This is a genomic window from Bradyrhizobium huanghuaihaiense, assembly GCF_007830635.1.
Lineage (GTDB): Bacteria > Pseudomonadota > Alphaproteobacteria > Rhizobiales > Xanthobacteraceae > Bradyrhizobium > Bradyrhizobium huanghuaihaiense.
The window spans coordinates 196,481-222,598 of sequence record NZ_VLLA01000007.1 but is presented as its reverse complement, the minus strand read 5'-3'; the positions used below and the strand labels follow the sequence as shown (position 1 = coordinate 222,598).

General features: G+C 64.6%; 27 protein-coding genes. 18 read left to right on the top strand and 9 right to left on the bottom strand.

The annotated features are described in order from the left end of the window. Window positions 1-119: 119 nt before the first annotated feature. The 5 genes from lexA (at window position 120) to IQ16_RS17205 (ending at window position 2,998) form a co-directional block, all read left to right on the top strand. Window positions 120-821: a transcriptional repressor LexA gene (gene lexA / locus IQ16_RS17220; protein WP_014494969.1), complete on the top strand. Its 702-nt coding sequence runs from the start codon at window positions 120-122 to the stop codon at window positions 819-821. A 185-nt stretch (window positions 822-1,006) separates the two neighbouring features. Further along, entirely contained in the window at window positions 1,007-1,204 is a 198-nt protein-coding gene (locus IQ16_RS17215) for a hypothetical protein (protein ID WP_018642278.1), read from the top strand. Window positions 1,205-1,401: 197 nt separating this feature from the next. Then, window positions 1,402-1,833 (top strand): hypothetical protein, encoded by a 432-nt coding sequence (locus IQ16_RS45650; protein ID WP_018642279.1) that lies wholly within the window; start codon window positions 1,402-1,404, stop codon window positions 1,831-1,833. Between the two features lie 30 nt (window positions 1,834-1,863). Beyond that, window positions 1,864-2,082, top strand: coding sequence for a hypothetical protein (locus tag IQ16_RS45645; RefSeq protein WP_167526332.1), 219 nt, complete (start codon window positions 1,864-1,866; stop codon window positions 2,080-2,082). Continuing rightward, window positions 2,057-2,998: a GAF domain-containing protein gene (locus tag IQ16_RS17205; RefSeq protein WP_018642280.1), complete on the top strand. Its 942-nt coding sequence runs from the start codon at window positions 2,057-2,059 to the stop codon at window positions 2,996-2,998. Before IQ16_RS45645 ends, IQ16_RS17205 begins: the two co-directional genes overlap by 26 nt. A gap of 9 nt (window positions 2,999-3,007) precedes the next feature. Here IQ16_RS17205 and IQ16_RS17200 read toward each other — a convergent pair whose 3' ends face one another. Both IQ16_RS17200 and IQ16_RS17195 read right to left on the bottom strand, forming a co-directional pair. Next, window positions 3,008-5,290, bottom strand: a complete 2,283-nt coding sequence (locus IQ16_RS17200; protein ID WP_018642281.1) for a ComEC/Rec2 family competence protein — start codon at window positions 5,288-5,290, stop codon at window positions 3,008-3,010. Between the two features lie 93 nt (window positions 5,291-5,383). Then, window positions 5,384-5,617 carry a DUF2171 domain-containing protein gene (locus tag IQ16_RS17195; protein WP_026311879.1) on the bottom strand — a complete coding sequence of 78 codons (234 nt, stop codon included), beginning with the start codon at window positions 5,615-5,617 and terminating at the stop codon, window positions 5,384-5,386. Window positions 5,618-6,003: 386 nt separating this feature from the next. On the opposite strand from IQ16_RS17195, the gene IQ16_RS17190 reads away from it, so the two are divergent. Continuing rightward, window positions 6,004-7,332, top strand: coding sequence for an MFS transporter (locus IQ16_RS17190; RefSeq protein WP_018642287.1), 1,329 nt, complete (start codon window positions 6,004-6,006; stop codon window positions 7,330-7,332). Window positions 7,333-7,396: 64 nt separating this feature from the next. Here the strand turns inward: IQ16_RS17190 and IQ16_RS17185 are convergent, their stop codons facing one another. Further along, window positions 7,397-7,759 carry an SPW repeat protein gene (locus IQ16_RS17185; protein WP_051122962.1) on the bottom strand — a complete coding sequence of 121 codons (363 nt, stop codon included), beginning with the start codon at window positions 7,757-7,759 and terminating at the stop codon, window positions 7,397-7,399. A 243-nt stretch (window positions 7,760-8,002) separates the two neighbouring features. On the opposite strand from IQ16_RS17185, the gene IQ16_RS17180 reads away from it, so the two are divergent. Next, window positions 8,003-8,185, top strand: coding sequence for a hypothetical protein (locus IQ16_RS17180; protein WP_026311880.1), 183 nt, complete (start codon window positions 8,003-8,005; stop codon window positions 8,183-8,185). A gap of 126 nt (window positions 8,186-8,311) precedes the next feature. After that, complete coding sequence (glnA, locus tag IQ16_RS17175) at window positions 8,312-9,742, top strand: type I glutamate--ammonia ligase (protein WP_018642290.1); 1,431 nt, start codon at window positions 8,312-8,314, stop codon at window positions 9,740-9,742. 94 nt (window positions 9,743-9,836) lie between these two features. Here the strand turns inward: glnA and IQ16_RS17170 are convergent, their stop codons facing one another. From IQ16_RS17170 to IQ16_RS17160, 3 genes are all read right to left on the bottom strand, one after another. Beyond that, window positions 9,837-10,223 (bottom strand): YybH family protein, encoded by a 387-nt coding sequence (locus IQ16_RS17170; RefSeq protein WP_018642291.1) that lies wholly within the window; start codon window positions 10,221-10,223, stop codon window positions 9,837-9,839. An 8-nt stretch (window positions 10,224-10,231) separates the two neighbouring features. Continuing rightward, a complete protein-coding gene (locus IQ16_RS17165) occupies window positions 10,232-11,908 on the bottom strand; it encodes a glutamine--tRNA ligase/YqeY domain fusion protein (RefSeq protein ID WP_018642292.1) in 1,677 nt (558 codons plus the stop codon). Window positions 11,909-11,987: 79 nt separating this feature from the next. After that, window positions 11,988-12,575, bottom strand: a complete 588-nt coding sequence (locus tag IQ16_RS17160) for an NAD(P)H-dependent oxidoreductase (protein ID WP_018642293.1) — start codon at window positions 12,573-12,575, stop codon at window positions 11,988-11,990. Between the two features lie 67 nt (window positions 12,576-12,642). Here IQ16_RS17160 and gltX point away from each other — a divergent pair, with 67 nt between their 5' ends. From gltX to IQ16_RS17115, 9 genes are all read left to right on the top strand, one after another. After that, window positions 12,643-14,073 (top strand): glutamate--tRNA ligase, encoded by a 1,431-nt coding sequence (gene gltX, locus IQ16_RS17155; protein WP_018642294.1) that lies wholly within the window; start codon window positions 12,643-12,645, stop codon window positions 14,071-14,073. A 146-nt stretch (window positions 14,074-14,219) separates the two neighbouring features. Beyond that, window positions 14,220-15,524, top strand: a complete 1,305-nt coding sequence (gltA, locus tag IQ16_RS17150; protein WP_018642295.1) for a citrate synthase — start codon at window positions 14,220-14,222, stop codon at window positions 15,522-15,524. Window positions 15,525-15,623: 99 nt separating this feature from the next. Then, window positions 15,624-16,328 (top strand): hypothetical protein, encoded by a 705-nt coding sequence (locus IQ16_RS17145; RefSeq protein ID WP_167526331.1) that lies wholly within the window; start codon window positions 15,624-15,626, stop codon window positions 16,326-16,328. A gap of 123 nt (window positions 16,329-16,451) precedes the next feature. Next, on the top strand, window positions 16,452-17,630 hold the full coding sequence (locus IQ16_RS17140) for an ROK family transcriptional regulator (RefSeq protein ID WP_018642296.1): 1,179 nt from the start codon (window positions 16,452-16,454) through the stop codon (window positions 17,628-17,630). A gap of 61 nt (window positions 17,631-17,691) precedes the next feature. After that, window positions 17,692-18,978 carry an ABC transporter substrate-binding protein gene (locus IQ16_RS17135; protein WP_018642297.1) on the top strand — a complete coding sequence of 429 codons (1,287 nt, stop codon included), beginning with the start codon at window positions 17,692-17,694 and terminating at the stop codon, window positions 18,976-18,978. Further along, complete coding sequence (locus IQ16_RS17130; RefSeq protein ID WP_018642298.1) at window positions 18,975-19,898, top strand: carbohydrate ABC transporter permease; 924 nt, start codon at window positions 18,975-18,977, stop codon at window positions 19,896-19,898. The genes IQ16_RS17135 and IQ16_RS17130 overlap by 4 nt, the downstream gene beginning before the upstream one ends. After that, window positions 19,891-20,748 (top strand): carbohydrate ABC transporter permease, encoded by an 858-nt coding sequence (locus IQ16_RS17125; protein WP_026311881.1) that lies wholly within the window; start codon window positions 19,891-19,893, stop codon window positions 20,746-20,748. The genes IQ16_RS17130 and IQ16_RS17125 overlap by 8 nt, the downstream gene beginning before the upstream one ends. A 10-nt stretch (window positions 20,749-20,758) precedes the next feature. Then, entirely contained in the window at window positions 20,759-21,874 is a 1,116-nt protein-coding gene (locus IQ16_RS17120; RefSeq protein WP_018642300.1) for an ABC transporter ATP-binding protein, read from the top strand. Then, on the top strand, window positions 21,871-22,638 hold the full coding sequence (locus IQ16_RS17115; RefSeq protein ID WP_018642301.1) for an SDR family NAD(P)-dependent oxidoreductase: 768 nt from the start codon (window positions 21,871-21,873) through the stop codon (window positions 22,636-22,638). The genes IQ16_RS17120 and IQ16_RS17115 overlap by 4 nt, the downstream gene beginning before the upstream one ends. 113 nt (window positions 22,639-22,751) lie before the next feature. Here the strand turns inward: IQ16_RS17115 and lpxB are convergent, their stop codons facing one another. From lpxB to lpxA, 3 genes are read right to left on the bottom strand one after another with little or no spacing between them, the layout of a single operon-like run. After that, window positions 22,752-23,930, bottom strand: coding sequence for a lipid-A-disaccharide synthase (lpxB, locus tag IQ16_RS17110; RefSeq protein ID WP_018642302.1), 1,179 nt, complete (start codon window positions 23,928-23,930; stop codon window positions 22,752-22,754). Further along, complete coding sequence (locus IQ16_RS17105; RefSeq protein ID WP_035666159.1) at window positions 23,927-24,784, bottom strand: LpxI family protein; 858 nt, start codon at window positions 24,782-24,784, stop codon at window positions 23,927-23,929. The genes lpxB and IQ16_RS17105 overlap by 4 nt, the downstream gene beginning before the upstream one ends. Before the next feature lie 19 nt (window positions 24,785-24,803). Continuing rightward, the gene (gene lpxA / locus IQ16_RS17100; protein WP_018642304.1) at window positions 24,804-25,595 is read right to left on the bottom strand and encodes an acyl-ACP--UDP-N-acetylglucosamine O-acyltransferase; all 792 of its coding nucleotides are present in this window, start codon (window positions 25,593-25,595) and stop codon (window positions 24,804-24,806) included. 176 nt (window positions 25,596-25,771) lie between these two features. Between lpxA and IQ16_RS17095 the strand changes: the two genes are divergently transcribed. Continuing rightward, window positions 25,772-26,095 (top strand): KTSC domain-containing protein, encoded by a 324-nt coding sequence (locus IQ16_RS17095; RefSeq protein ID WP_018642305.1) that lies wholly within the window; start codon window positions 25,772-25,774, stop codon window positions 26,093-26,095. Window positions 26,096-26,118: the final 23 nt, after the last annotated feature.

Below are 26,118 nucleotides of genomic sequence, written 5' to 3'. Positions count from 1 at the left end.
TGCGGAACATGTATCGAACATATAGTGTCCGTTCATGATTTGTTTCGAGCATGCAGCGGCTTATCGCTGAACTGAGCGTCTCGGAATCGAACGACATCAACCGGGGGATTTTGGTCGAGATGTTAACGCGCAAACAATACGAGCTCCTGCGGTTCATCAGCGAGCGACTGAAGGAAAGCGGCGTGCCGCCTTCCTTCGACGAGATGAAGGACGCGCTCGATCTGCGCTCGAAATCGGGCATCCATCGCCTGATCACCGCGCTCGAGGAGCGCGGCTTCATCCGGCGCCTGCCCAACCGCGCCCGCGCGATCGAGGTCATCAAGCTGCCCGAGCTCCAGGCGGCTGCCGGCAGCCGCCGCGGCTTCACGCCGAGCGTCATCGAAGGCAATCTCGGCAAGGTGCGCACGACCTCCAGCCCGCCGGCTGACGAGGGTGAGCGTCCCGTCGCCGTGCCCGTCATGGGCCGTATCGCGGCCGGCACGCCGATCGAGGCGCTGCAGACCCGCAGCCACACTATCAGTGTACCGCCTGACATGCTCGGCTCCGGCGAGCACTACGCCCTCGAAGTGCGCGGCGATTCGATGGTGGAAGCCGGCATCCTCGACGGCGACATGGCGCTGATCCAGCGCAACGAGAGCGCCGACACCGGTGACATCGTGGTGGCGCTGATCGACGACGAGGAAGCAACGCTGAAGCGCTTCCGCCGCCGCGGCGCATCGATCGCGCTCGAGCCCGCCAACGCCGCCTATGAGGTCCGCATCCTGCCGCCCAACCGGGTGAAGATTCAGGGCAAGCTGATCGGCCTGTACCGGAAGTACTAGGTGCATCCCGCGGTGCCAGTTGGCGACCGCGCCTAAACGATTGGAGCGGATCATTGTCCGCTCCGGCTGGATAGTCTTTCTGGTTCTGCACAGATTATCCGGCCACCTCCCCCGCGCTAGATCCTCGGCACGCCGCGCAAAGCACGCATCGCTTTGCGGGCCTTTGAGAAACCGAGGAGACAACCATGCGCAAGATCGTCTTGAGCACCGTCGCGATGGCGCTGATCGCAACGTCAGTGTCACCGGCCGTCGCCGCACGATCGCATCATGTCCGCAAGACGACGCCAGCGCGTGAGCAATTGCGCAACGCACGCGACGCCGTTGCACAGCAGTCGCAACCGGCCTGGCCGTATTCGGGCTGGTCGGCACCTGCTGGCCGCTGACGAAGAAGAAGCTCGCAGAATGCACGGAAGCGGGCTTTGTTCCTCGTGCATCTGAAAAAGATATTGTGATGGCAGCCTGCGGAGCCAAGCCGCAGATTTGCCCACAACCAAGCAGACCGTTGTATGCTTCCACTCTGATAGAGGCTTGTGCCTCGACAAGAGGCGCGGGTCGCTATCTTCGAATGAGGAGCACCCCGATGTGTGACTACAGCCTGCACGCCGTCGCGACGCGTCCCGCCGAAGTCGGCGAGACGATCGTCACGACAACCTTCCGCGGCACCTCGACACGCGGCTTCGCCTCCGAAGCCGACATGTCCGTCGCGGTATGCCTGCTGCCGGGAACGGAGCTCGCCTTCGCCGACAACGTCCGCTACGACAATCGCTGGATCTGGACGCGCACCATCAACTCGCGCGTCGGCAAGTTCGGCAAGATCGACCCGCACATTCCGGATCGCCATCACGATGCGATCGAATTTCCCGACGGCAAATACGTGCTGGTGACTCAGCTCGTCGAAGGCCAGCGCGCAACCGTGCTGCAATTGCCGGTGACCCAGCCACTCGGCGAGCGCGAGCACAAGCCGCAGACCATCGCCGACAGGCCGACGATCACACGCCTGCCGATCGGCTGATCGTAGCTGCCCCGGCTCGCGGGTCGGGCCATGATTGAAATCGCCATCGCCGGCCGTGGCCGGCGACGTGGTGTGGTTTGCATCTTCGAAAATACCTTCGCCGGATCAGCCGCCGCTCTTCTCCGTCGCACGAAGTTTGCGCTGCCCTGCCTGAATTTTGAACGTCCGTTCCGCAGGCAAATGGCCGATGCTGCCAAAAGGCTTGAGGCGGCGGACACGTTCGATGAAGACCTTCATTCGCGTCGTTGAACTCTGGGTGCCCGACCGGACGCGTACGCGGCTGGAATTCGGCGGGGGCCTCTACGGCGAAGGGCTGTCCGCGTTCAAGGCCGCAAGTGAAGAGCTGCGCTTCGGTCGGGATGAGGGGCTTCCCGGCAAGGCCTGGGCTTCCGGCCACCCCGTCATCCTCACCAAATTCGCCAACTCCTATTTCAAACGGACCGACCAGGCCCTCGCCGCGGGCCTGACTTGCGGCGTGGCGGTGCCGGTATTTTCAGGCGAATTCCTGCAAGCCGTGATGGTCCTGTTCTGCGGCGACGACGAGGCGCATGTCGGCGCGATCGAGCTCTGGCACAACGACCCCGATACCTCCCACGAGATGGGCCTCGTCGACGGCTACTATGGCACCGCCGACATGTTCGAGTTCAACTCGCGCCACACCAGGTTTCCGCGCGGCTTCGGCCTGCCCGGACGCACCTGGAAAGCCGGCCTGCCGCTGATCATCAAGGACCTGCACAACGCCAAGAGCTTTCTGCGCTGGGAAGACGCCGCCGAGGTCGGGATCAATCTCGGCGTCGGCGTTCCCTACCGGACCGGCACCGACCAGACCTGGGTGCTGACCTTCCTCTCCGCGCAGGCAACGCCAATTGCGCGGCGCTTCGAGATCTGGGGGCCGGATGAGGCTCGTTCTGCGCTGGTCTTCCGCGCCGGCGATTGCAGCGCCCAGACCGATCTTGTCGCGCTCTATGCGGACAAGTCCATCACGAGGGGCGACGGCAGCATCGGCGGCGCCTGGGCCACGGGGATGCCTGCGCTCAACGATGATCTCGCGCATGACAAATCGATCGCCGCGGCCGAAGCCCGCGCGTCCGGGCTGAGCCAGATGGTTGCCTTGCCGGTGATCGGGAGCGCCGGGCTCGACGCCGTGCTGGCGTGGTACCTGTAGCCCGCCTCCTCAATCCTCAGCCTGCATGTCCGCCTCGGACGGCGTCGCATCCCGGCTACGGGGCACCGCCGCCGGCGGCGCAAGGCTCGCGCCGAAATCGCCTTCGCCGGCGGTTGCCGGCGCCCATGGGCGGTCTGCGCCTCTTGCCTTGACCGTCTGCACCGCAAAGCCGTCGCCCCGCCGTGTCAGCGCCAATGCGCCCTGCGCGGCAAGGCGCTGCCGGTCCACCACCATCGCCGCGCAATCCGGCGCAGCCGGCCGGGCCGTCACCACCAGCGCGGCGCGGCTGCAATCGTCCGCCAGCGCATCGATGCGCAAGGCCAGCGCGACGAGGCGCCCGTCGGCAAGCGGCGTCACGCAGCCGGCCTCGTCGCACGACACGCCGTCGGCCAGCGTACCATTGGCGGCATCGCGCGGGTCAGCGTCGGCTGCCAGCCACTCCTTCAGCAGAAAGCTGTCCTTGCCAGCCCGGATCATGTGCAGGTGTCCGTCCCTGCCCCGCACCGCAACGCTTTGGCCGTCTCCGGCGATCAGGATATCCGGCGGCCGCGCCGACAGGCCCCAGAGGATCGCAGCCAGCAGCACCAGCCCGCCTGACCAGCGCAGCGGCGTACGCAAGAGACCCATGACAATGATGCCGAGACTGGCCGCGATCAGCGGCGCGATGCCGAACGCCGGGATGCGGCCGACCGCGCCGGGCAGTGCCGCCACCCAACGCGACACCACGACCATCCAGTCGATGCCGATCCCCATCAGCCACCAGAACACGCCATCGAGCCCGAAGGGAGCAGCGAGCAAGCCCAACAATCCGGCCGGCATCACCAGCGCCGAGACCACCGGCATCGCGCCGAGATTGGCGAGCACGCCGTAAGGCGTGACGCGGTGGAAGTGGAAGGCAGCATAGGGCGTGGTCGCAAGCCCCGCGATCAGCGAGGCCAGGAACAGCATCGCGATCTCGCGGCCGCCCCACAGCGCGATGCGCGCGGTCGCGGAATGGTCGGGCGAGGCAAACAGGTTCGGCATGCCGATCTGCACCAGCGCCACCAGCCCGAGCGTTGCCGCAAACGACATCTGGAAACTGGGGTGAACCAGCGCCTCCGGCGCCACCGCGAGCACGATCAGCGCGGCCACGGCCAGCGTGCGGAAGGTGATGGCGCGGCGATCGACCATGACGGCGATCAGCACCACCGCGGTCATGAAGAACGAGCGTTGCGTAGCAACCTCCGCGCCCGAGAGCAGAAGATAAAACGCCGCGGCAACCAGCGCTGCAGCCGCCGACCATTTCTTGATGGGGAAGCCGACCGCCAGTCCCGGGATCAAGGCCAGCAGCGCGCGCACCGCGAAGAACACGACGCCGGCAACCACCGCCATGTGATAGCCGGAGATCGACAGCACGTGGCCGAGCCCCGAGACGAACATCGCGTCGTTGACGGGCGTCGTGATGGCATCGCGCCGGCCGGTCAAGAGCGCAGTCGCGATCGCGCGGTTGTCGCCTTCGAGCACGGCACGGATGCGCGCGTCGATCGCATCGCGCAGGCCCTGCATGAAGGCGGCGTAGCGCAGCCGCAAGCCGCCGGTCTCCGGCGGCACCGAAGCCGTGATGGCGCCCATCACGAAGCCCGAGGCACCGATGCCCTGGAAGAACATGTCGCGCGAGAAATCGTAGCTGCCGGGGCGCACCGGCGAGATCGGCGGCATCAGCCGCGCCTTGAGCTGCACGAAGCTGCCGACCTCGGGCGCTGTCCCCTTGCGAACCGAGAGCCGCACGCGCTCCAACTTGATGTCGCTGCGCTGCGCCTCCATCGCGGTGACGCGCAGCACGAAGCGATCGGTGCGCTCGCGGATGTCGCGCGTCTCGACGAAGCCCGACAACGACACTGAATAGAGCGGCTTTGCCAGAACGGTGTGCGCGATCCGCGCCGTCTTCCAGGTGGCGACGGCAAAGCCGGCCGCAACCGCCGCGATCATGATCGCAGGGGCAAACAGCCGGCTCCGCCGCACCAGGACGGCGCCGAGCAGCAGCGCGATCGCCGTTGTGGCAACGACCCACAGCACCGGCTCGTGGTCGGCCGCAAAGTAGAGTCCGATGCCGCTGCCGAAAGCGACGGGGACCCACGGCAACAGCCGGCCCGCGCCGGCCTCGGCGCTGGCCCATTGGCGCAATGTCCCGGCGATCGCGGACCAGAGGTCGAAGTCTGCGGGTGCAAGGCCGCCAGCGGACGCGGAGCGCCCCGCCGGCCAGGTTCCTGCGATCCCTTGCGAGACACGCTGCGGCCGGCCCGCCTCCGCCATTCCTGCACCTTATGATACGCGACAGGCTCAGAGGCTACCGGAACGTGCAGGCGGACGAATAGCGGTACAGATCAGGAACGAAGAGGGTGCGCCCTACTTTTCCTCTTCCATCGTCACGGCGACATCCGCCTTGGCCGACAGGCGCACCTTGTTGCCTTCGACACCGGCGACGAGGCCCTTGTCGATAAAGTGATGATGGCCTTTGTGGCTGCCCTCGCCGCTGTCCTTCTTCGTCAGCTTGATGCGGTTGCCCTCGACGCGATCAACGGTGCCGACGTGGACGCCGTCGGCGCCAATGACTTCCATATGCTCTGCGATGTTCTGCATAGTGGGCTCCTCGTTGGACCCACACAACGCCTGAGAGGCTTTTCCGTTCGTTCGTGACAAAAATGCCCGGCACGATGGGCGCCCGTTCCATCTCAGGACGGGTCAGCCTCGGTTCAGATCGATTGAGCCGAAAGTCTCATAAGACGCCAGCCCCGGCGGGATTACACTGCTTCACCGCCTCCCCGGCAGACGGGCAGGTCGTGATAGCTCGCGGTACCGAAGAGACCGCTGGAGCTCTTCTCAGATGGCTCAGGCCTCCCTGAGATTAGGCGTTGCGGACGCAACTCGCAATTTTCGCCTGTGGCGACGCGCACCAAACGTACTCCGCGAGCGAATGGGCGCTGAAGAGCGCCAAGAGTAGCGTTTGAATTCGATAGGAGCAGCACATGGCAGTTCAAGTACCGAGCGATTTTCGTCGCGTGATTGTTGCTGCGTCGGTGGGAAACGTCATCGAATGGTATGATTTCTATATCTTTGGCAGCCTGGCCGCAGTTCTGTCGGTCAAGTTCTTCGAGCAGTCCCACCCGGTTGCAGCCCTCCTCAGCACGATCGCGCTGTTCACTGCGGGCTTCCTGATCCGCCCGCTGGGAGCCTTCCTCTTTGGATGGATGGGCGACAGGGTCGGACGAAAATATACGTTCCTCATCACGCTGAGCGGAATGGGACTGGGCACCGGGGCAATCGGGTTGATCCCGACCTACCAGTCCATCGGTCTGACGGCGGCGTTCCTTTTATTCGGTTTGCGCATGATCCAGGGTCTGTGTCTGGGCGGCGAATATGGCGGCGCCATCACCTATGTCGCAGAGCATGTTCCGGACGACAAGCGCGGCTACTACACCGGCTGGCTACAGACCTCGCCAACTCTCGGCATCGTCGTGTCCCTGGCAGTGATCATCCTGACACGGACTTGGTTCGGCAATCAGGCGTTCGACGAATGGGCGTGGCGCGTTCCGTTCCTGGTGTCCTTCCTGCTGGTCGCCATCGCCATCTATATCCGTCTCCAGCTCCAGGAGACGCCGATCTTCCAGGAGATCAAGGCTCGCGGGCAGATGACCAGGAACCCCTGGAAGGAGGCCTTCCTGAGTTCGAACATCAAATACATCGGGATTGCCGTTGTGGTCCTGATCGGTCAGGGCGTGGTCTGGTACAGCGGTCAGTTCTGGGCGCTGTACTTCCTGCAGCAGGTCTCCAAGGTGGACGCGCTGACCTCCGCCTACATCGTGGGTACAGCGCTGCTGATTGCCACACCGAGCCTGATTTTCTTCGGCTGGCTGTCGGATCAGATCGGCCGGAAGCCGGTCATCCTGGGCGGCATGCTGCTCGCCGCGATCACGTATTATCCGCTGTATCTGTGGCTGGGAGCGGTCACGCAGCCCGGCAACATCAACTATCCGACCGCGATCTTCATCATCTTCATCCTCGTTTGCTACGTCGGGATGGTCTACGGGCCGGTCGGCGCGTTCCTGGCGGAATTCTTTCCCGGCAGGATCAGGTACACGTCGGTGTCGGTGCCGTACCACATCGGCAACGGCTGGGGCGGCGGATTGGTGCCGTTCATCACGTCGGCGGCCTTCGCGGCGACCGGAAGCATAGGCTACGCGCTGATCTACCCGATTGCGGTCCCCGCGGTGTGCTTCCTGCTCGCGCTGTTCCTGATGCCGGAGACACGCAAGATCAGCATCTGGCAACCGATCGAGCCCAGAACCGCATCGTAACGTGATCGCCTCTCCTCCGGCCGCCATACGATGGCGGTCGGAGAAGAGCCGGCAACCTCTCCTCTCAGCCGGCGCGGTGAGGCCAGTGATCGTGCCACCAGGCACTGAAGTTGCGATCGGTCATCAATTCCCAGACAGCGAGCAAGATCACCAATAGGCCGGACACTACGCTGCTAGCCGTGGCGGATGCGGACTCGTAGCCGACGGACCAGGGTGCCGCCACCAGAGCCAGTCCCAGCAGCATTTCGCCCCATTCTTCCAGGTCGGACGGGATGACAAAGGCTTCCACGGCAAACAGCATGACGCCTAGCCCGAGCGCGATGGTGATCCAGACCGCCGCCCCGGATAAGCCGAGGACAAAGGACGACAGGACCAGCCATACGCCCACCAACAGGCTGGCAGCGTCTTGCCAATGTTGGATGCGCATGATGCTCACCTCCCTTCTGGTATTCATATGGGGGCGCACCGATGATGAACCATCCGTCCGGCCTGCGTTGTGTTGCCGCGAGTGCGGTCCGGGAGCCGGCGTCAAGCCCGGCCGCCCATGCCTTGAGAGGGCCCTTGCGAGTGCGGCGCACCCGGATGCAGACTGTCGCCGCTTGACAGGTGTCAATGTCGACCGTTCCCGGTGCCGCTGAAGTTCGCGCCCGGAGCAGAGGGAGATGACGCCATGCGAGAAATGGAAATCCACGACTATGCGCGGCAGTTGCTGGAAGCCCATGGCCCCAAGGCCATTGCGGAAGCCGCTCAAAACGCCATCGACCTCGAGCAGAAGGGCGAACTCGAATTGGCAAAAACCTGGCGGCACATCGAAGATGCGATGAAGATGATGCGCGGGCCCCACCAAAGCTGACTGCCGGCGCGCGAAGCTTGCCTGACTGCGGCGACAACGCCGAACGTGGACGACAGTCCGTCGCGAGCCGCTAGGTTGCGGCCGAACGGCTACGCGATCTCGGGACGCTGACCTGGGAGCGAAGCCATGGTTGCGAAATGTACGACAGCAGAAGACCTCCTGAAGGCGATCACGGACGAGAAAGTCCAGATGATCGATTTGCGGTTCACCGACCTGCCGGGGGTGTGGCAACATTTTTCCGTCCCGCCAAGCGCGGTGAATGCCGATGCGCTCAATGAAGGCATCGGATTCGATGGCTCATCGATCCGCGGCTTTCAGGAGATCCAGGAAAGCGACATGCTCGTCGTCCCGGATCCGACGACGGCCTTCGTCGACCCCTATAGTCCGGCCAAGACGCTGGTTCTCATCTGCAACATCCGTGACCCCGTGACCGGCCAATCCTATAGCCGGGACGCCCGCTACATCGCCCAGAAGGCCGAAACCTACCTTGGGGGTACCGGGCGTGCCGATACGAGCTATTTCGGCCCGGAGGCCGAGTTCTTCGTCTTCGACGAGGTCCGCTACGGCCAGGGCATCAACTTCGCCATGCACGCGATCGACTCCAGCGAAGGCAGCTGGAACACCAGCACGGATGAAGGACCGAATCTCGGTCACAAGCCGCGCTCGAAAGAGGGATACTTTCCCGTTCCTCCGACCGACAGCATGCAGGCGCTACGCACCGAAATGGTGATGACGATGGAATCTCTGGGGATCCAGATCGAAGCCCATCACCATGAGGTCGCGACCGGCGGCCAGAACGAGATCGACATGCGCTTCACCACGCTGACCCACATGGCCGACAATTTGATGATCTACAAATACGTGGTCAAGAACACCGCGCATCAGCACGGCAAGACCGCGACATTCATGCCGAAACCGCTGTTCGAGGACAACGCGTCGGGCATGCACGTTCACCAGTCGCTCTGGAAGGGCGAGACCAATCTGTTCTACGACAAGGGCGACTACGCCGAGCTGAGCCAGCTCGCGCGCTACTATATCGGCGGGCTTTTGAACCACGCCTGGGCGTTGTGCGGGCTCTGCGCGCCCACCACGAACTCCTACCGACGCCTGGTGCCGGGTTATGAAGCACCGATCAACCTCGTCTACTCCCAGCGCAATCGCTCCGCCTGCTGCCGGATACCGATGTATTCGCCGAATCCGCGCGCAAAGCGCGTCGAGTTTCGTTCACCCGATCCGTCCTGCAATCCCTACCTAGCCTTCGCCGCGATGCTGATGGCCGGTCTCGACGGTATCGACATGCGGATCGATCCTGGCAGCCCGATCGACAAGAATCTCTACGACCTCCCACCTGCGGAGGCGAAGGAGGTGAGGTCCACGCCGGGATCGCTGGATCAGGCGCTCGACGCGCTCGAGCGCGATCACGCGTTCCTGCTGCGCGGTGACGTCTTCACCGCCGACGTGATCGAAACCTGGCTCGACTACAAGCGCAAGAAGGAGGTCGACCCGATCCGGCTGCGACCGCATCCTTACGAGTTCCATTTGTATTACGACATCTAGCTATTCACCGTCATTCCGGGGCACGACGAAGTCGCGAGCTATGATGCGCAATTGCGCATCTGAGAATGACGAAACTGATGGAGTCGTATTGTTGCTAGATCAGCGGCGCCTTCGACGAGGCATGGTGATTGACGATCTTCCAGTCGCCGTCCTCGCGGATGATGACCCAGCTCATCTTGACGACGAGGTCGGGGCGTTCGCCGGCGAGATCGAACGAGATGGTCGCGCCCATGTTGATCAGATCGGGACCGGCCTGCGCCGCGCTCACCTCGGAAAACACCGCACTCGGCTTGCGCCAGCGCGGCAGGCCGTTGAAATAGTCGGCGACGCCGTCCCGGCCCCGATAGAGTTTTGGGTTCGAGCCGAAGAAGAACGCGTTCCTCGAATACAGCGATGACAGCGCGGCCGCATCGAGCGTCGCGAAGCCGGCGCACCATTTCGCGATGATGACGGAAACGATGACGTCGGCTTCGCTGCTCATGTCATCCCTCAACCTTTCGCGACTTCCTTCGCGAAGGTGTCGCGCAGGCCGATGGTGCGCGAGAACACCGGCTTGCCCGGGGTCGAGTCCTTGTCGCGCACGAAATAGCCCTGGCGTTCGAACTGCATCGGCTCGGTGGAATTGCTCTCGGCAACCGAAGCCTCGATCCGTGCATCGGAGAGGATCTCCAGCGAGTTCGGATTGAGATCGGCCGCGAAGTTCGAGGCGTCCGGGCTCGGATTGGCGAACAGCTGGTTGTAGATGCGGATCTCCGCCGGCTTCGACGTCGCCGCCGGCAGCCAGTGCATGGTCGCCTTGACCTTGCGGCCGTCGGGCGCGTTGCCGCCCCTGGTCGCGGGATCGTAGGTGCAGCGCAGCTCCACCACCTCGCCGGCGTCGTTCTTGATCACGCCGGTGCACTTGACGAAATAGGCGTAGCGCAGCCGCACCTCGTTGCCCGGGGACAGACGGAAGAACTTCTTCGGCGGGTTCTCCATGAAGTCGTCCTGCTCGATATAGAGCTCGCGGCCGAACGTGATCTTGCGCGTGCCCGCCGACAGATCATCCGGGTGGTTGATCGCCTCGAGCTCCTCGGTCTGCCCTTCCGGATAGTTCTCGATCACGACCTTGAGCGGCTTCAACACCGCCATGCGGCGCTGCGCGGTGCGGTTCAGCTCCTCGCGGATGCAGAATTCGAGCATGCCGACATCGACGACGCTGTTGGCTTTGGCAACGCCGATGCGCTTGACGAATTCACGCAGCGCCGCCGGCGGCACGCCGCGGCGGCGCATCCCCGCCACCGTCGGCATGCGCGGATCGTCCCAGCCCGCGACGTGGCCGTCGCGGACAAGCTGGGTCAGCACGCGCTTGGACAGGACAGTGTAGGTCAGGTTCAGCCGCGCAAACTCGTACTGATGCGGCTCTGACGGCACCGGCAGCTTCTCGATGAACCAGTCGTAGAGCGGCCGGTGGTCCTCGAACTCCAGCGTGCAGATCGAATGCGTGATGCCTTCAATGGCGTCCGACTGGCCGTGGGCATAGTCGTAGCTCGGATAGATGCACCATGCGTTGCCGGTGCGCGGGTGATGCGCATGCAGAATGCGGTACAGCACGGGGTCGCGCAGATTGATGTTGCCCGCGGCCATGTCGATCTTGGCCCGCAGCACGCGCGCGCCGTTGGGGAATTCGCCGGCCTTCATGCGGCGGAACAGGTCGAGGTTCTCCTCCACCGTGCGGTCGCGGAACGGCGAGTTCTTGCCCGGCTCGGTCAGCGTGCCCCGCGAGAGGCGGATCTCCTCCTGGGTCTGGTCGTCGACATAGGCGAGCCCGTCCTGGATCAGCTTCTCCGCCCATTCGTACAGGCGGTCGAAATAGTCGGAGGCGAAGAAAAGGTTCTTGCCCCAGTCGTAGCCGAGCCAGCGCACGTCGGCCTGGATGGAATCGATATATTCCTGCTCTTCCTTGACCGGATTGGTGTCGTCGAAGCGCAAGTGGCAGCGGCCCGGAAACTCCTGGGCGATGCCGAAATTGAGGGCGATCGACTTGGCGTGGCCGATATGCAGGTAGCCGTTCGGCTCCGGCGGGAACCGGGTCACGATCTCCTTGTACTTGCCCTGATCGAGGTCGGCCTGGACGATGTCACGAATGAAATCGCGCCCAACCTCAGGTGCCACCGGTTCTGTCATTACGAAAATCCTGTAGGGAAATCAGCGGTCCTTCTGCCAAATTCGCGCCGTCAGGCCAAGCCCCATGCCCGCCCCCCGGTCAAACTTCGGCGATCCTGGCACGCACGCGCTCGACAAAGGCAGCCCGGGATGCCGGTGTCGACCGGTCCATATCGTAATGCGCCAAATAGAACGAGCTAACGCGAGGTCCGCACATCGGCTTCAGCGCCCGAAACAGGACCTTGCGGCCGGGGTCCTGCATGACGATCCGGGTCAGCCACCACGGCGAGCCGTAGCTCGTCACGACGCCGAACAGGCGGATATTGGTCAGCAATGGCCTGATGCGACCGCCGCTCAGATCATGGGCAAACGCGGTTCCGGGTGCCCAGACCCGGTCGAAATAGCCTTTGAGCATGGCGGGCATCGAGAACCACCAATGCGGAAAGCAGAAGATGATGCCGTCGGCGCGCCGCAAGTGCCCGATGAGGCGCGCCACTGCGTCCTCGGCATAGGGGCTCTGGTAGTAGCTGCGCCGCTCCGCCTCGGTCATCGCTGGGGAAAAGCCCTCGCGGTCAAGATCGGTCGCGATCACCTCGTGCCGGCGCTCCAGCGTCTCGACAATGGTGTGGAACAGCGCATGGTTGTAGCTGTCCGCAAGTGGATGGCTATGAACGACCTGGATTAGCATTGGCAAACTCTCCCATCCCTATGATACACGGTCGCCCCACAGCCTTACCTTCCCTGCTCGCTACAGAATGACCACATCCCCGATCGTCACCCGCTTCGCTCCCTCCCCGACCGGCTTCCTCCATATTGGGGGCGCCCGCACGGCTCTGTTCAACTGGCTCTACGCCAAGAAGCATGGCGGCAAGATGCTGCTCCGGATCGAGGACACCGACCGGGAGCGCTCCACGGAAGCCGCGATCGGCGCCATCCTCGATGGGCTGAAATGGCTCGAGCTCGGCTGGGACGGCGAGGTGATCTACCAGTTCAGCCGTGCCGCCCGTCACCGCGAGGTCGCCGAGCAATTGCTCGCCGACGGCAAGGCCTATCGCTGCTACGCCACGGCGGAGGAGCTCACCGCGATGCGCGAGAAGGCGCGCGCGGAAGGGCGCACCCGCCTCTATGACGGCATGTGGCGCGACCGCGACCCGGCCACGGCTCCGAGCGACGTCAAGCCCACCATCCGCCTGCGCGCGCCGCAGACCGGCGAGACCGTGATCGAGGACCAGGTCCAGGGCCGCGTGGTCTGGCAGAACGAGAACCTCGACGACCTCGTGCTTTTGCGCGGCGATGGCAATCCGACCTACATGCTCGCGGTGGTCGTGGACGACCACGACATGGGCGTCACCCACGTCATCCGCGGCGACGACCATCTGATCAACGCCGCCCGCCAGAAGCAGATCTACGACGCGATGGGCTGGGCGCTGCCGAGCATGTCCCACATCCCCCTCATCCACGGCCCCGACGGCTCCAAGCTGTCGAAGCGGCACGGCGCGCTTGGTGTCGATGCCTACCGTGCCATGGGGTACCTGCCGGCCGCGCTGCGCAACTATCTCGTCCGCCTCGGCTGGAGCCATGGCGACCAGGAGATCTTCTCGACCGAGGAGATGATCGAAGCATTCGACCTCGCCAGCGTCGGCCGGGCCGCCGCCCGCTTCGACTTCGCCAAGCTGGAGAACCTCAACGGCCATTACATCCGCCACGCCGACGATCAATCACTCGTGAGGATGTTCGAGGACGTGCTCGACCATGTCGTACCCAGCCGCGACGAGATTAAGGCGAAGTTAAACGACACCACGCGGGCGCAGCTTCTCAAGGCCATGCCGGCCCTGAAGGAGCGCGCCAAGACGCTGCTCGAGCTGATCGACGGCGCCTATTTCATCTTCGCCGACCGGCCGCTGCAGCTCGATCCCAAGGCGCAGGCGCTGCTGACGCCCGAGAACCGCAAGCTGATCGGCCAGCTTCATTCCGCGCTGGAGAAAGTCGAGACCTGGAGTGCGGCCTCCGCGGAAGCTGCTCTGCGCGCCTTTGCCGAGGAAAATAGTCTCAAGCTCGGCGCAGTCGCCCAGCCGTTGCGAGCGGCGCTGACCGGACGGACCACATCGCCTGGTATATTTGAGGTTTTGGACGTGCTGGGACGCCAGGAAAGTTTGGGCCGGCTTAAGGATCAGGCTACGACGTAAGTAGGCCATGCGTGCGGGTGATCTTGCAGCGCACACAGCAATAATATACCCATCTCCCCCGTACCTTCTGGAACATCCGGCCTGCCCCGCCATCTCATCGGGGCCTTCCGGGTCCGGCCCGTTTCACCATACATCGGGGACCTCTGATGGACGCAAAAGAAAGCCCAAAGACCGCCACGCTGACGGTCGGAAACAAGAACTACGATCTCCCGATCCTCAGCGGCAGCGTCGGGCCCGATGTCGTCGATATCGGCAAGCTCTACGGCCAGTCTGGTCTGTTCACCTACGATCCCGGCTTCACCTCGACCGCGAGCTGCCAGTCAAAGATCACCTATATCGACGGCGATGCCGGCGTGCTGGAATACCGCGGCTATCCGATCGAGCAGCTCGCCGAGCACGGCGACTTCCTGGAGACCTGCTATCTCCTGCTGTACGGGAACCTGCCGACCGCTGAGCAGAAGAAGGATTTCGACTACCGCGTGACCCATCACACGATGGTGCACGAGCAGATGGCCCGCTTCTTCCAGGGCTTCCGCCGCGACGCCCATCCGATGGCGATCATGGTGGCCGCGGTCGGCGCCCTCGCCGCGTTCTATCACGACTCCACCGACATCAACGATCCCAAGCAGCGCATGATCGCCTCCATGCGCATGATCGCGAAGATCCCGACGCTGGCCGCGATGGCCTACAAGTACACCGTCGGCCAGCCCTTCGTGTATCCGAAGAACTCGCTCGGCTTTGCCGAGAACTTCCTCAACATGTGCTTCGCGGTGCCTTGCGAGGACTACAAGGTCAGCCCGGTTCTCGCCGACGCGCTGGAGAAGATCTTCATCCTGCACGCCGACCACGAGCAGAACGCCTCGACCTCGACGGTGCGCATCGCCGGCTCCTCGGGTGCCAACCCGTTCGCCTGCATCGCGGCCGGCATCGCCTGCCTCTGGGGCCCGGCGCATGGCGGCGCCAACGAAGCGGCCCTGAACATGCTCTACGACATCGGCACGGTCGACAAGATTCCCGAGTTCATCGCCAAGGTGAAGGACAAGAACTCTGAAGTCCGCCTGATGGGCTTCGGTCATCGCGTCTACAAGAACTACGATCCGCGCGCCAAGATCATGCAGAAGATGTGTCACGCCGTGCTCAAGGAGACCGGCCATGGCGACGATCCGATGCTGAAGGTGGCGATGGAGCTCGAGAAGATCGCGCTCAGCGACCAGTATTTCATCGACCGCAAGCTCTACCCGAACGTCGACTTCTATTCGGGCATTACGCTGAAGGCGATGGGCTTCCCGGTCTCGATGTTCACCGTGCTGTTCGCGGTCGCCCGCACCGTCGGCTGGATCAGCCAGTGGAGCGAGATGATCGAGGATCCGCAGCAGAAGATCGGCCGTCCGCGCCAGCTCTACACCGGCGTCACCAAGCGCGATTACGTGCCGATCAAGGATCGCAAGTAAGTCTAAGGCCAATTCGGCTTTCGAAACGGCGCCATCTCACGATGGCGCCGTTTTTGTTTGGCAGGGTCCGACAGAGCGAGCGAAGCGTGGGGCGAGCCGATGCGGATCACGAACCCGGTGGATGGATGGTTGCAGGTCGTGGCCTGCTCGCCCTTCCCCGATGCCGCCGGCGAGATGGTGCTTCATCCCCGATGTGACATTGACGGGGTGGTCACCGCGGAGCGCCTTGCGGCGACGGCCGTGCAGTACAGCGGCTATGACGTGCCCAAGGCGAAATGGCCGCGCCCTGGTGTGATGCTTCCTGTCACCGTGAACCTCGCTGATCCCACGCGGTTCAGGATCGAATGGGATCTGGTGCCGACCGGGCGCGAAGCCGCCGAAACGCTGGCGGCAGATTTGCGTGGCGCGCAGCAGGCCGACACGCTCGGCCGCCACCGGTTTCCCCGCATCTGGCGCGAGGAAGAGCATGCCGCATCGTCGCCGGCGTTGATCAATGGGCTGACGCCGCAGCAGACGGAGATTGCACTTGCTGGCGGCGGCGCCGCCCTCGGCCTGGTTCCGACGACGGCGAAAGTACTGAGCGCGCATGAGTTGCAACCAAGCAGCGCACCGGGCGGGACGTGGGATATCGCCGTCGCTGTGAACGACCCCACCGGTGGAGCCGCCTGGCAAGCGGTCACGCGCATGTCATTCAGCAGCGCGAGCCGCCGCGAGCGCCGCATCACCGCGGGGGCCGAGTTGCCTGTCCTGGTCGACCCGGACAACCGCAAACGGATCATCGTCGACGTCGCGCGTCTCTCCTGACTGGCGTCACTCTTCCAACCTTGCTGCCGCGCACAACAACAAGTCGGCGCATCGCGCCGGCGATCGCTTGACAGCGGAAATGCTCCGCGCGCATTCTTACACTAAGTAAGAATGACGACAGGGATGGAAATGCCGGAGCAGCCGAGAAGTCGGCGGCAGACGCGCGCCGCCATTTTGACTCATCTGCTTCAGTCGGGCGGCTCGTTTCGGCCACCGCTGGCCAAGGCCGTGCGGCTGTCGGAAGCGAGCCTGTCGCGCATCCTGTTTGACCTCAAGGCCGAAGGCCTGATCGAGGAGGTGCGGCGCCCGGCCCCTTACGTCGGCGGCCCAACGGCGCTGGTCGCACTCGATGGCTCGGTGGCCCTGGCCGCCTTCGAGCTGAGCACGCAGCGGCTCAGTGTCGGCGTTGGCAGCCTGTCGGGCGAGCTGCACTACACGGAGCGCGTGCCGCTGCCGAAAACGCCGACCGCCGAATCCGTCGGCCGTGTGTTCCGCGAGGCCATGACGTCGCTGCGCGACTGGACGCGCCGCCGCCGCATCACCCTGGCGCAGATCGGCGTCTCCATTCCCGGCCTCGGCCGGCTCAGCGTGTCGGGCAATCCGATCATTCCCTGCGACGTCGGACGCATCCGCGACATGCTCGACGGCATGTTTGCCGGCGTGCCCGCCGAGTTCACCAATTCAGTCGTGGCGCACGCCACCTTTCACCGCTGCCGCACCGAAAACTATCCCTTCAGCACTACGCATCTGTTCGTCCTCGTCAGCCACGGCGTGGCCGGCGCGTGGATGGACGATCCGGGCGAGGCCGACGCCCTGCAACCGATCGAGCTCGGCCATATGGTGTTCGGGCCCGAAGGACCGCGCTGCCGCTGCGGACATCATGGCTGCGTCGAGGCCTATACGTCGCTTACGGCTTTGGCCGAGCTCCTCGGCGTCGCCGAAGCCGAGCTGCTCCAGCCCGGCAGCGAATGGGTGAACGCGATCCCGCTCCCATCGCGCGTTCGTCAGGAGCTGCACCGACGGCTGTTCAGGCTCGGCCTTGCGATCGGCAACACGCTGAACGTGAAGCCATGCGGCGGGGTCGCGATCAGTGGCTGGCCATCGCTTCTCGGCGATGACGACCGCCAGGCGGTGATCGACGGGATCGACGCCTGCCTGCTCGGCGGCCGGACCCTGGCGCAAACGTCCCTCGCCTTCGTGCCGCCCTCGACCGGCAACGATCCGCAGGCCGCGCTTGCCTTCGCCTGTTTTTGCCTTGCCAGAAGCGGCGGCATGCCCGCCGCATCGACGGAGGCTGCCTGACATGCTCTGAGCCGCGCAGTCTGCACGCACCACGAAAGTTCACACCCGGGAGGAACTTGCCATGCCGATCACAACAACAAGGCGCCGTCTGCTCGCTGGATCCGTTGCCACGCTCGCGCTGCCGGCATTTGCCCGCGCGCAAAGCGCGGTCAAGCCGCGCCTGACCGCGATCTCGCAATGGTCCGCGGGCAGCGACGGAGCGGCGATCACGGCGCTCGGCAAGAAATTCGAGGAAAAGGGCGGTGTCTGGCAGCACTCGCCCGTCCCCGGCTTCACCACCGAGATGATGAACAAGCTGCGTGCCCAGATCATCGCCGGCGATCCGCCGGCCTGTTCGCAGCTCAAGGGCCCGGAGATCGCGGCCTGGTCGAAGATTGCCCCGACCGTCGATCTCGACGCCCTCGTCGCGGCCGCCGGTTACGAAAAGGTCGTCGCACCAGATCTAGCCAAATTGCACAGGCCGGCGGGCAAGTGGATCGCGCTGCCGCTGCAGATCTACAGCACCAACATGCTGTTCCTGTCCAAGCGCGCGATGGACAAGGCCAAGGCCGACAAGACCCCCGTCACCTGGGCCGAGTTCAACGATCTCGCCGAAAAGATGAAATCGGGCGGCGTCGCATTTCCCGTCGCCAACGGCGGCACCCGTCCCGATGATGGGCAGAAGTTCGAGGCCGCTTTGGCCGGGATCAGTCCGGCCGTATATCGCACGGCCATCATGAATCTCGACGAGAAGGCGCTGAAGGCCCCTGAGATCAAGGCTGCCTTCGCGCAGGTCCGCAAGATCGCCGACTGGATGGACCCCAATGTCGGCGCCCAGCATTTCTCGACCAACTTGAAGCGCTTCGTCGACGGCGACATGGGCATGATGATCATGGGCGGTTGGGCGCAGGGCGTACTGCGCAACGCCGGTTTCAAGTTCGAAGACTTCGTGATCGCCCCGGGCCCGAGCGACAATGGCAAGCCGGTCTTCCTGCTGAATGCCGATGCCTTCATCTTCTGGCAGCGCAAGGAACCCGATCTGCAGGCGGGTCAGACATTGATGGCCCAGCTCGTCATGGATCCGGCGATCCAGACGATGTACTCGCAGATCACGGGATCGATCCCCGTGCGCACCGATGTCGATCTGTCTGGTGAAGGCTGGTCGGACGGTCAACGGCGGACCGCAGCCGCTCTGAAAGAGGCGATCGCCAGCAATCAGGCCGTCCTCAGTCTTGCGCACAACATGGCGCAGGAAAACGGCATGACCGCCGCGATGATCGACGTGATCACGGAGTACGTGAAGAACAAGACGATCAAGCCGGAGCAAGCGGCCACACGCCTCGCCGACGCCGTCGAGGGCGCACGTTGACCATCGCCGTCTCGACAGGACCGGGCCGGCCGGCGGCGTCTGAAATCGTCCGCCGGCTGCCCGAATATCTGACCATCTGGGTGCCGCTGCTGTTGTCCGCCGCGCATCTCATTGCGTTCTCGCTGTGGACGATCTGGATATCGTTCACACCATCCACGCTGGTCCCTGTTACGGGCTGGGTGGGTTTGCGCAACTATTCCGCGGTCGCGGCCTCGCGCAACTGGCAGATCGCCCTCGACAATCTGCTGCTGTTTGGCAGCGCCTTCGTGTTGCTGAGCCTTGCGACCGGCCTCATCCTTGCAATCCTGCTCGATCAGCGCATTCGCGGCGAGAATTTGCTGCGCTCCATCTTCCTCTATCCCCTGGCGGTGTCGTTCGTGGTCACCGGCACGGTCTGGAGCTGGCTGCTCAATCCCGGCCTTGGGATCCAGAAGCTGGTCCACGACCTCGGCTGGACCTCCTTCCGGTTCGACTGGCTGATCGACCGCGACATGGCGATCTGGACCATTGTCATCGCTGCGATCTGGCAATCCTCCGGCTTTGCCATGGCGCTGTTCCTCGCCGGCCTGCGCTCTGTCGATGCCGACCTGATCAAGGCCGCGCAAATCGACGGCGCCGGAGCTATCAGGATGTACCGGCGCGTCATCCTGCCGACGCTTTGGCCGATCACCATCACCGTCATCGTCATCCAGCTGCAGTTCGCGATTTCGACCTTCGACCTCGTCCGTGCGCTCACCAATGGCGGGCCCGGCATAGCGACGCAGCTGCCGGCACTCGTCGTCTATGACCTGATGTTCCAGCGCAGCCTGCTCGGACGCGGAGCGGCGGCGGCGGTCCTCATGCTGCTCATTCTTCTCGCGGTCTTGCTGCCCTATGCAGCGTGGCGTTACATCCAGCGGCGGCGGGCGAAGCATGCGTGACCGCACCTTCGCGCCAAGCCGGATCCTGATCTATCTCATCGTTTTGCTGATCGCCGCAGCATGGCTCGCGCCGCTCGCTGTTGTCGTGCTGAACTCGCTCCGGACCAACGAGGAGATCGCGCAAGGCTCGATGATCGGCTGGCCGCAACATCTGGCCTGGAGCAATTACGCCGCCGCCTGGAGCGGTTTCTGCGTCGCCGAGACCTGCGCCGGCATCCAGCCGTACATGCTGAACTCCGCGCTTGTGACCATCCCCGCGACGGTCTTCTCCACCCTGCTTGGCGCGGTCGCCGGTTACGCGGTGTCGCTCTGGCGCTTTCGCGGCGATAGCTGGATCTACGGCATCGTCACGCTCGGCATCTTCCTGCCGCAGCAGATGCGCCTTCTGCCCTGGACCATCGTGCTGCGCGATACCGGCCTGATGAACACGCTGACCGGCTTGGTCGTGATCCACACGATCCAGGGCCTGTCCTTCACCACCCTGTTCTGCCGGAACTATTACGTTGCCATCCCGCAGGAATTGATAAGAGCCGCGCGCATCGATGGCGCAGGATTCTTTCGCATTTTCTGGCGCATCATCCTGCCGCTCTCGCCGCCGATCCTGGTCGTCACCGTGATCTGGCAGTTCACGCATATCTGGAACGAGTTTCTCTACGGCGTGACATTCACGACCGGCCAGCAGCAGCCGGTCACCGCCGCGCTGATCGCGCTCTCCGCCGCCGTCGCCGATATCCCGCAGCATGGCGTGCAGAGCGCCGCGGTGATGATCGCCGCCCTGCCGACGCTGCTGATCTACCTGATCGGCGGCAAGTACTTCGTACGCGGCCTGACCGCGGGGGCCGTGAAATGATGGATTTGCCATGACAGCACTGAGCATTCGCGCCCTGTCGAAGCGCTACGCCAATCTGGAGGTGCTGAAAGGCATCGACCTCGACATCGAGAGCGGCGAGTTCACCGTGCTGGTCGGGCCGTCCGGCTGCGGCAAGTCTACGCTGCTCAACATCGTCGCCGGGCTGGACCGCGCCAGCGCAGGCACCGTGGAAATCGGCGGGCGCGTCGTCAACGATGTCCCGCCGAAAGACCGCGACATCGCCATGGTGTTCCAGTCCTACGCGCTCTACCCATCGATGACGGTGCGCCAGAACATCACCTTCGGCATGGAATGCCGTCATGTGCCGAAGGCCGAGCAGGAGAAGGCGGTCGCGAACGTCGCCAAGCTGCTCCAGATCGAGCCGCTGCTCGGCCGCAAGCCGTCGCAGCTCTCCGGCGGCCAGCGCCAGCGCGTGGCGATGGGCCGGGCATTGGTGCGCGATCCCCTGCTCTTCCTGTTCGACGAGCCGCTCTCCAATCTCGACGCCAAGCTGCGGGTCGAGATGCGGATGGAGATCAAGCGCCTGCATCAGCGCATCGGCGCCACCATCATCTACGTCACCCACGACCAGATCGAGGCCATGACCATGGCGACCCGCATCGCCGTGATGCACCGCGGCGTGGTGCAGCAATTCGCCGACCCTGATACGGTGTACCGCTATCCCGCCAATCTGTTCGTCGCCCGCTTCATGGGCTCGCCGCCCATGAACACGATGCCGGCACGGCTCGAGGCAGATAGCAGCGGACTGGTGGCCGTGATCGGCGCCGGTCGACCGGACGAGGTGCGTCTGCATCTGCAGGGCTACGATGCCGCCGCATCCTATGTCGGCCGCGAGGTGGTGCTCGGAATCAGGCCGGAATGCATCGCCGAAGGCGACCGCGCGTTCGCGGGCGCAACCGGCGCGCCGGTTGTCGTCACCGCGCCGGTCGAGATGGTCGAACCTACCGGGGCCGAGACCATCGTCCTGCTGCGCCTTGGCGGCGAGCCCGCGCAGGCGCGCATCTCGCCGGACGTCCGCCCCGCGCCGGGCGAATTGGCGCCCTTCGCGCTCGACACCCGTCGCATCTGCCTGTTCGACCCCGAGACGGAGCGACTGATCGCATGACAAAGACGAGCTATCCTGGCCTCGCCGACCGCGTGGTGCTGATCACCGGTGGCGCCAGCGGCATCGGTGCCGCCTTCGTGCGCGCCTTTGCCGGTCAAGGCGCCCGCGTCGCCTTCCTCGATTTCGACGAAGCGGCCGGCGCGGCGCTGGTGGCGGAGGTGGCGGCCGCGTCCGGCACGGCGCCGCTGTTCGTGCCTTGCGACCTCCTCGACATCGATGCCTTGCGCGCCGCCATGGCCGAGGTCCGCCGAAAGCTCGGGGACGCCGCGGTGCTCGTCAACAATGCCGCCAACGACCAGCGCCAGGTGCTCGCGGAGGTGACACCCGCCGAATTCGACTGGACGATCGGCGTCAACCTCAAGCACGTCTTCTTTGCCGCGCAAGCCGTGGTGCCGCAGATGCAGGCGCGCGGCGGCGGCTCGATCATCAACATGTCGTCGATCGCCTGGATGCGCGGGGCGCCGGCGCTGCCGGTCTATGCCGCCGCGAAGGCAGCGATCGTCGGCTTCACCAACTCGCTGGCGCGGTCGGTCGGCCCCGACCGCATCCGCGTCAACGCGATCGCGCCGGGCATGGTGATCACCGAACGCCAGCGCCGGCTGTGGTATCCGGATGAGCGGGTCATCGCAGAGTTTCGCACCCGCCAGGCCATTCCCGATGCGGTGACGCCTGAGGACATCGCGCGGATGGCGCTGTTTCTCGCATCCGACGAGAGCCAACGTATCACCAGCCAGTGTTTTCGGGTCGATGGCGGCTTGGCCTAGGACCGTCGTGCTGTAGGGTGGGCAAAGGCGCAAAGCGCCGTGCCCACCGTCTCTCAATGATTACGAAAGAACGTGGGCACGCTTTCGCTTTGCCCACCCTACGGGACCGTCGCCTACCGCCGCGCCTTTCGCATCGTCGCGAGGACCACATCGGCGGCGAGCACGCTCGGCGATTTGTTGCCGGTCGACATGATCCGATCGAGCCGGGCGAAGGCTTCGACCTGCCGCTGGCGCAGCGGTGTGTCGGTCAGCACCTCGGACAGCGCCAGCGCGAGCTTCTCCGGCGTGCAGTCCTCCTGCAAATACTCCGGAATGACATCCTCGCCGATCACGAGATTGGCGAGGATCACTGAGGAGACGCGGATCGCGCGGCGCAGGATGAAGGCCTCGATCGCACCGACGCGATAGGCCGTCACCATCGGAATGCCCGATAGCGCGAGCTCGAGCGTTACCGTGCCTGATTTCGCCAGCGCGGCATGCGCGATCCGGAAGGCGGCGCGCCTCTCGGCCTCGCCGATCACGATTTGCGGCTCGACCGGCCAGCTCGCAATGCCCTCGCGCACGGTGGCTTCGAGATGCGGCATGGTGGGCAGCATCAATTCGAACGCGCGCCCCTCCGCCTGCAACCGGCCGAGCGCCGCGCCGAACACGTCGAGATGATGCCTGATCTCGCTGCGGCGGCTGCCGGGCAACACCAGCAGCACCGGCGGCTCGGTGTTGCGGCGCGTCTGCTCCTCCACATTCGGCCGCAGCGAGGACAATTGCTCGATCAGGGGATGGCCGACATAGCTGCAGGGCGGCCCGCCGAGCTTGCGGTATTCCTCCGGCTCGAACGGCAGCAGGCCGAGCACGTGATCGACGTAGCCGAGCATGGTCCGCGCCCGCCCCGGCCGCCAGGCCCAGAGCTGCGGCGAGACGTAGTCGACGACCGGGATCGCGGGATTCTTTGCCCGCACGCGGCGGGCGACGCGATGGGTAAAGTCGGGACTGTCGATGATGACGAGCGCGTCCGGCGCGGCCTCGGTCACGGCATCGACGGTCTGGCGGATCAGCCGCAGGATTTTTGGCAATTGCTGCACCACTGCGGCAAAGCCGACGATCGACAGCTCCTCGATCGGAAACAGCGTCTCCAGCCCCTCGCGCGCCATGGTGCGGCCACCGACGCCGACGAACTGCACGCCGTCGCCGAGGCGCTGGCGCAATACCTTCATCAACGCGCTGCCGAGCCGATCGCCGGATTCCTCCGTCGCGATCAGAAAAATCTTTCGCTTGGGATCGCGGGTCTGCATCATTTGGGCAGGCCGATGACGAAGAGATATTTGGCATCGGCAAGCGCGATCATCGCCTGCGGCTCGGCAGCAATCGTGTTGCCGGCGATGACGGCGATGCCGGCAAGGCCGGCCTTGGCGACACCCTCGATGGTACGCGGGCCGATCGTCGGCAGGTCGAAGCGCAGATCCTGACCGCTCTTCGGTGCCTTCACCAGCACGCCGCGGCCGGTGGCGGCGCGGATGCGGCCCTCTTCGCGCAGGCGCGCGACGCGCGCGAGTAGCGCGTCGGTGCCTTCGATGTCCTCGACCGCCACCACATGACCGTCGATCACGACGGCAGCCTGGCCGATATCGAACGGGCCGAGCGCCGTCAGCACCGCGCGCCCGCGCTCGATGTCGGACTTGGCATTGTCATTCGGCCAGGCACGACTGATGCAGCCCTCGGGCATCAAGAGGTCGGGCGCCACATCCTTGATGCCGACCATGCGAAAGCCGTCCTGCTCGAGAAGACGGCCGACACCCGAGAGAAGATGATCGTCGCCGCCGCGAAAGGCACGGATGACGTTGCCGAGCAGGCGCAGCGTCTTGATGTCGAACCGGATCTCGGACAGCGAAGGCCGCACCAAGGTGCCGATGAAGATCAGGTCGCGGCAGCCCTCCTCGCGGAACAGCCGCATCGCGCGGCCGAGCTGGCCGACCGAGATCCAGCGGTGGCGGAATTTCTCCACCCGCGCCGGATCGCAGGCACCGCGCAACGGAAACAGCACCGGCGTGATGCCGCGCGCGGCGAGCGACTCGGCCACAGCGAACGGCATCGCGCCGCCGCCGGCGACCACGCCGACCGGCGATGAAATCCCTGGAGCCGCCGATGTCATGTCCGCGGCCATCCCGGTTTCACTTCGCGATGGCGGGAAGACAGAGCGGGCGCTTGCCCTTGCCGATGAAGTCGAGAATTTCGGCGATGGCCGGATCTTCTCCCGCGAGCGGCCGCACCGCCTCGAGCCGCTCGGCGAACGTGCCCGGGCCGTGGAAGAGCTTCTGGTAGAAGCCGCGCACCGTCGCAAGCCGCTGCTTGGTGAACTTGCGGCGCTTCATGCCGATGATGTTGAGGCCCTCGAGTGCCGCATACTGGCCGTTGACCAGCCCGAACGGAATGATGTCGTCGCGCACGCCGCAGACGCCGCCCACCATGACCTGCGGCCCGATGCGGGTAAACTGGTGCACTGCGGACAAGCCGCCGATGAAGACGAAGTCGCCGATCTCGCAGTGACCGCCGAGCGTTGCCGACGTCGCGAAGATCGCGTCGTTGCCGACATGGCAATCATGGCCGACGTGGCTGCAGTTCATGAAGTAGCCGCGGTCACCGACCGTGGTGACGCCGCCGCCGGCGACCGTGCCGGCGTTCATGGTCACGGATTCGCGGATGGTGCAGCCTGAGCCGATCTTGAGCTTGGTCAGCTCACCCCGATAGCTGAGCGACTGCGGCGGCGTGCCCAGCGAGGCAAAGGGATAGATGGTGCAATCATCGCCGATGGTGGTCTGCGCCGTGATGTGCACATGCCCGATCAGCTTGCAGTTTTTGCCGATCACGACGTTCGGACCGATGATGCAATAGGGGCCGATCTCGGTGCCCTCGCCGATCACGGCGCCGTCCGCGATCCGTGCGGTGGGATCAATCTTGCTCATCAAGCAATCTAACTCGTCAAGAAGGTCTGGTTATGTGTTGAAGTCGCTTGGTTTTCCGGTGGTTAGCGCGACTATGCCCGATCTGTCCAGTGACGTATCATCTCGGCGTGTTTCAAGTGCCGGATGAAGCGGCCCTTCCCGCCTTTCAACGTGCTCATGTGGAGCTTGAACTTATCATGGTCAGGGCCCTGGCACTTCTGCTCGCGCAGCTCGCGGCTGCGCCGATCGTCTCCGAAACGGTCGAGATCGGCGAGCGCGACCGCGTCGATCTCGGGGCATTCGAGTGCCGCGACATCACCCGGAGCACGGTGCTCCAGCGGGTCTGCTACGATCGCACGCGTCGGGACCTCGTCGTCGCAGCGAACGGTGCCTACGACCGCTATTGCGGGGTCACGGCCGAGACGGTCGACCGCCTCCTGGGCGCACCCTCGATGGGCCAGTTCTTCAACCAAAATATCAGGCGCGAGACTGCGGGCAGCCGCTACGACTGCCACGCGTGAATCCATTCGCGCTAGCTGCTCCC

Excerpts from the sequence above, each read along its gene's own strand:
- IQ16_RS17135 (WP_018642297.1), top strand. The coding sequence starts at position 17,692 with ATGCCGATCACAACAACAAGGCGCCGTCTGCTCGCTGGATCCGTTGCC.
- IQ16_RS17165 (WP_018642292.1), bottom strand. The coding sequence starts at position 11,908 with ATGACAGAACCGGTGGCACCTGAGGTTGGGCGCGATTTCATTCGTGAC.
- IQ16_RS45650 (WP_018642279.1), top strand. The coding sequence starts at position 1,402 with ATGTGTGACTACAGCCTGCACGCCGTCGCGACGCGTCCCGCCGAAGTC.
- IQ16_RS17190 (WP_018642287.1), top strand. The coding sequence starts at position 6,004 with ATGGCAGTTCAAGTACCGAGCGATTTTCGTCGCGTGATTGTTGCTGCG.
- IQ16_RS17195 (WP_026311879.1), bottom strand. The coding sequence starts at position 5,617 with ATGCAGAACATCGCAGAGCATATGGAAGTCATTGGCGCCGACGGCGTC.
- lpxB (WP_018642302.1), bottom strand. The coding sequence starts at position 23,930 with ATGATGCAGACCCGCGATCCCAAGCGAAAGATTTTTCTGATCGCGACG.
- IQ16_RS17115 (WP_018642301.1), top strand. The coding sequence starts at position 21,871 with ATGACAAAGACGAGCTATCCTGGCCTCGCCGACCGCGTGGTGCTGATC.
- IQ16_RS17185 (WP_051122962.1), bottom strand. The coding sequence starts at position 7,759 with ATGCGCATCCAACATTGGCAAGACGCTGCCAGCCTGTTGGTGGGCGTA.
- IQ16_RS17205 (WP_018642280.1), top strand. The coding sequence starts at position 2,057 with ATGAAGACCTTCATTCGCGTCGTTGAACTCTGGGTGCCCGACCGGACG.
- IQ16_RS17215 (WP_018642278.1), top strand. The coding sequence starts at position 1,007 with ATGCGCAAGATCGTCTTGAGCACCGTCGCGATGGCGCTGATCGCAACG.
- lpxA (WP_018642304.1), bottom strand. The coding sequence starts at position 25,595 with ATGAGCAAGATTGATCCCACCGCACGGATCGCGGACGGCGCCGTGATC.
- IQ16_RS17105 (WP_035666159.1), bottom strand. The coding sequence starts at position 24,784 with ATGACATCGGCGGCTCCAGGGATTTCATCGCCGGTCGGCGTGGTCGCC.
- lexA (WP_014494969.1), top strand. The coding sequence starts at position 120 with ATGTTAACGCGCAAACAATACGAGCTCCTGCGGTTCATCAGCGAGCGA.
- IQ16_RS17095 (WP_018642305.1), top strand. The coding sequence starts at position 25,772 with ATGGTCAGGGCCCTGGCACTTCTGCTCGCGCAGCTCGCGGCTGCGCCG.
- IQ16_RS17120 (WP_018642300.1), top strand. The coding sequence starts at position 20,759 with ATGACAGCACTGAGCATTCGCGCCCTGTCGAAGCGCTACGCCAATCTG.
- glnA (WP_018642290.1), top strand. The coding sequence starts at position 8,312 with ATGGTTGCGAAATGTACGACAGCAGAAGACCTCCTGAAGGCGATCACG.
- IQ16_RS17180 (WP_026311880.1), top strand. The coding sequence starts at position 8,003 with ATGCGAGAAATGGAAATCCACGACTATGCGCGGCAGTTGCTGGAAGCC.
- gltA (WP_018642295.1), top strand. The coding sequence starts at position 14,220 with ATGGACGCAAAAGAAAGCCCAAAGACCGCCACGCTGACGGTCGGAAAC.
- IQ16_RS17140 (WP_018642296.1), top strand. The coding sequence starts at position 16,452 with ATGGAAATGCCGGAGCAGCCGAGAAGTCGGCGGCAGACGCGCGCCGCC.
- IQ16_RS45645 (WP_167526332.1), top strand. The coding sequence starts at position 1,864 with ATGATTGAAATCGCCATCGCCGGCCGTGGCCGGCGACGTGGTGTGGTT.
- IQ16_RS17170 (WP_018642291.1), bottom strand. The coding sequence starts at position 10,223 with ATGAGCAGCGAAGCCGACGTCATCGTTTCCGTCATCATCGCGAAATGG.
- IQ16_RS17160 (WP_018642293.1), bottom strand. The coding sequence starts at position 12,575 with ATGCTAATCCAGGTCGTTCATAGCCATCCACTTGCGGACAGCTACAAC.
- IQ16_RS17200 (WP_018642281.1), bottom strand. The coding sequence starts at position 5,290 with ATGGCGGAGGCGGGCCGGCCGCAGCGTGTCTCGCAAGGGATCGCAGGA.
- IQ16_RS17125 (WP_026311881.1), top strand. The coding sequence starts at position 19,891 with ATGCGTGACCGCACCTTCGCGCCAAGCCGGATCCTGATCTATCTCATC.
- gltX (WP_018642294.1), top strand. The coding sequence starts at position 12,643 with ATGACCACATCCCCGATCGTCACCCGCTTCGCTCCCTCCCCGACCGGC.
- IQ16_RS17145 (WP_167526331.1), top strand. The coding sequence starts at position 15,624 with ATGCGGATCACGAACCCGGTGGATGGATGGTTGCAGGTCGTGGCCTGC.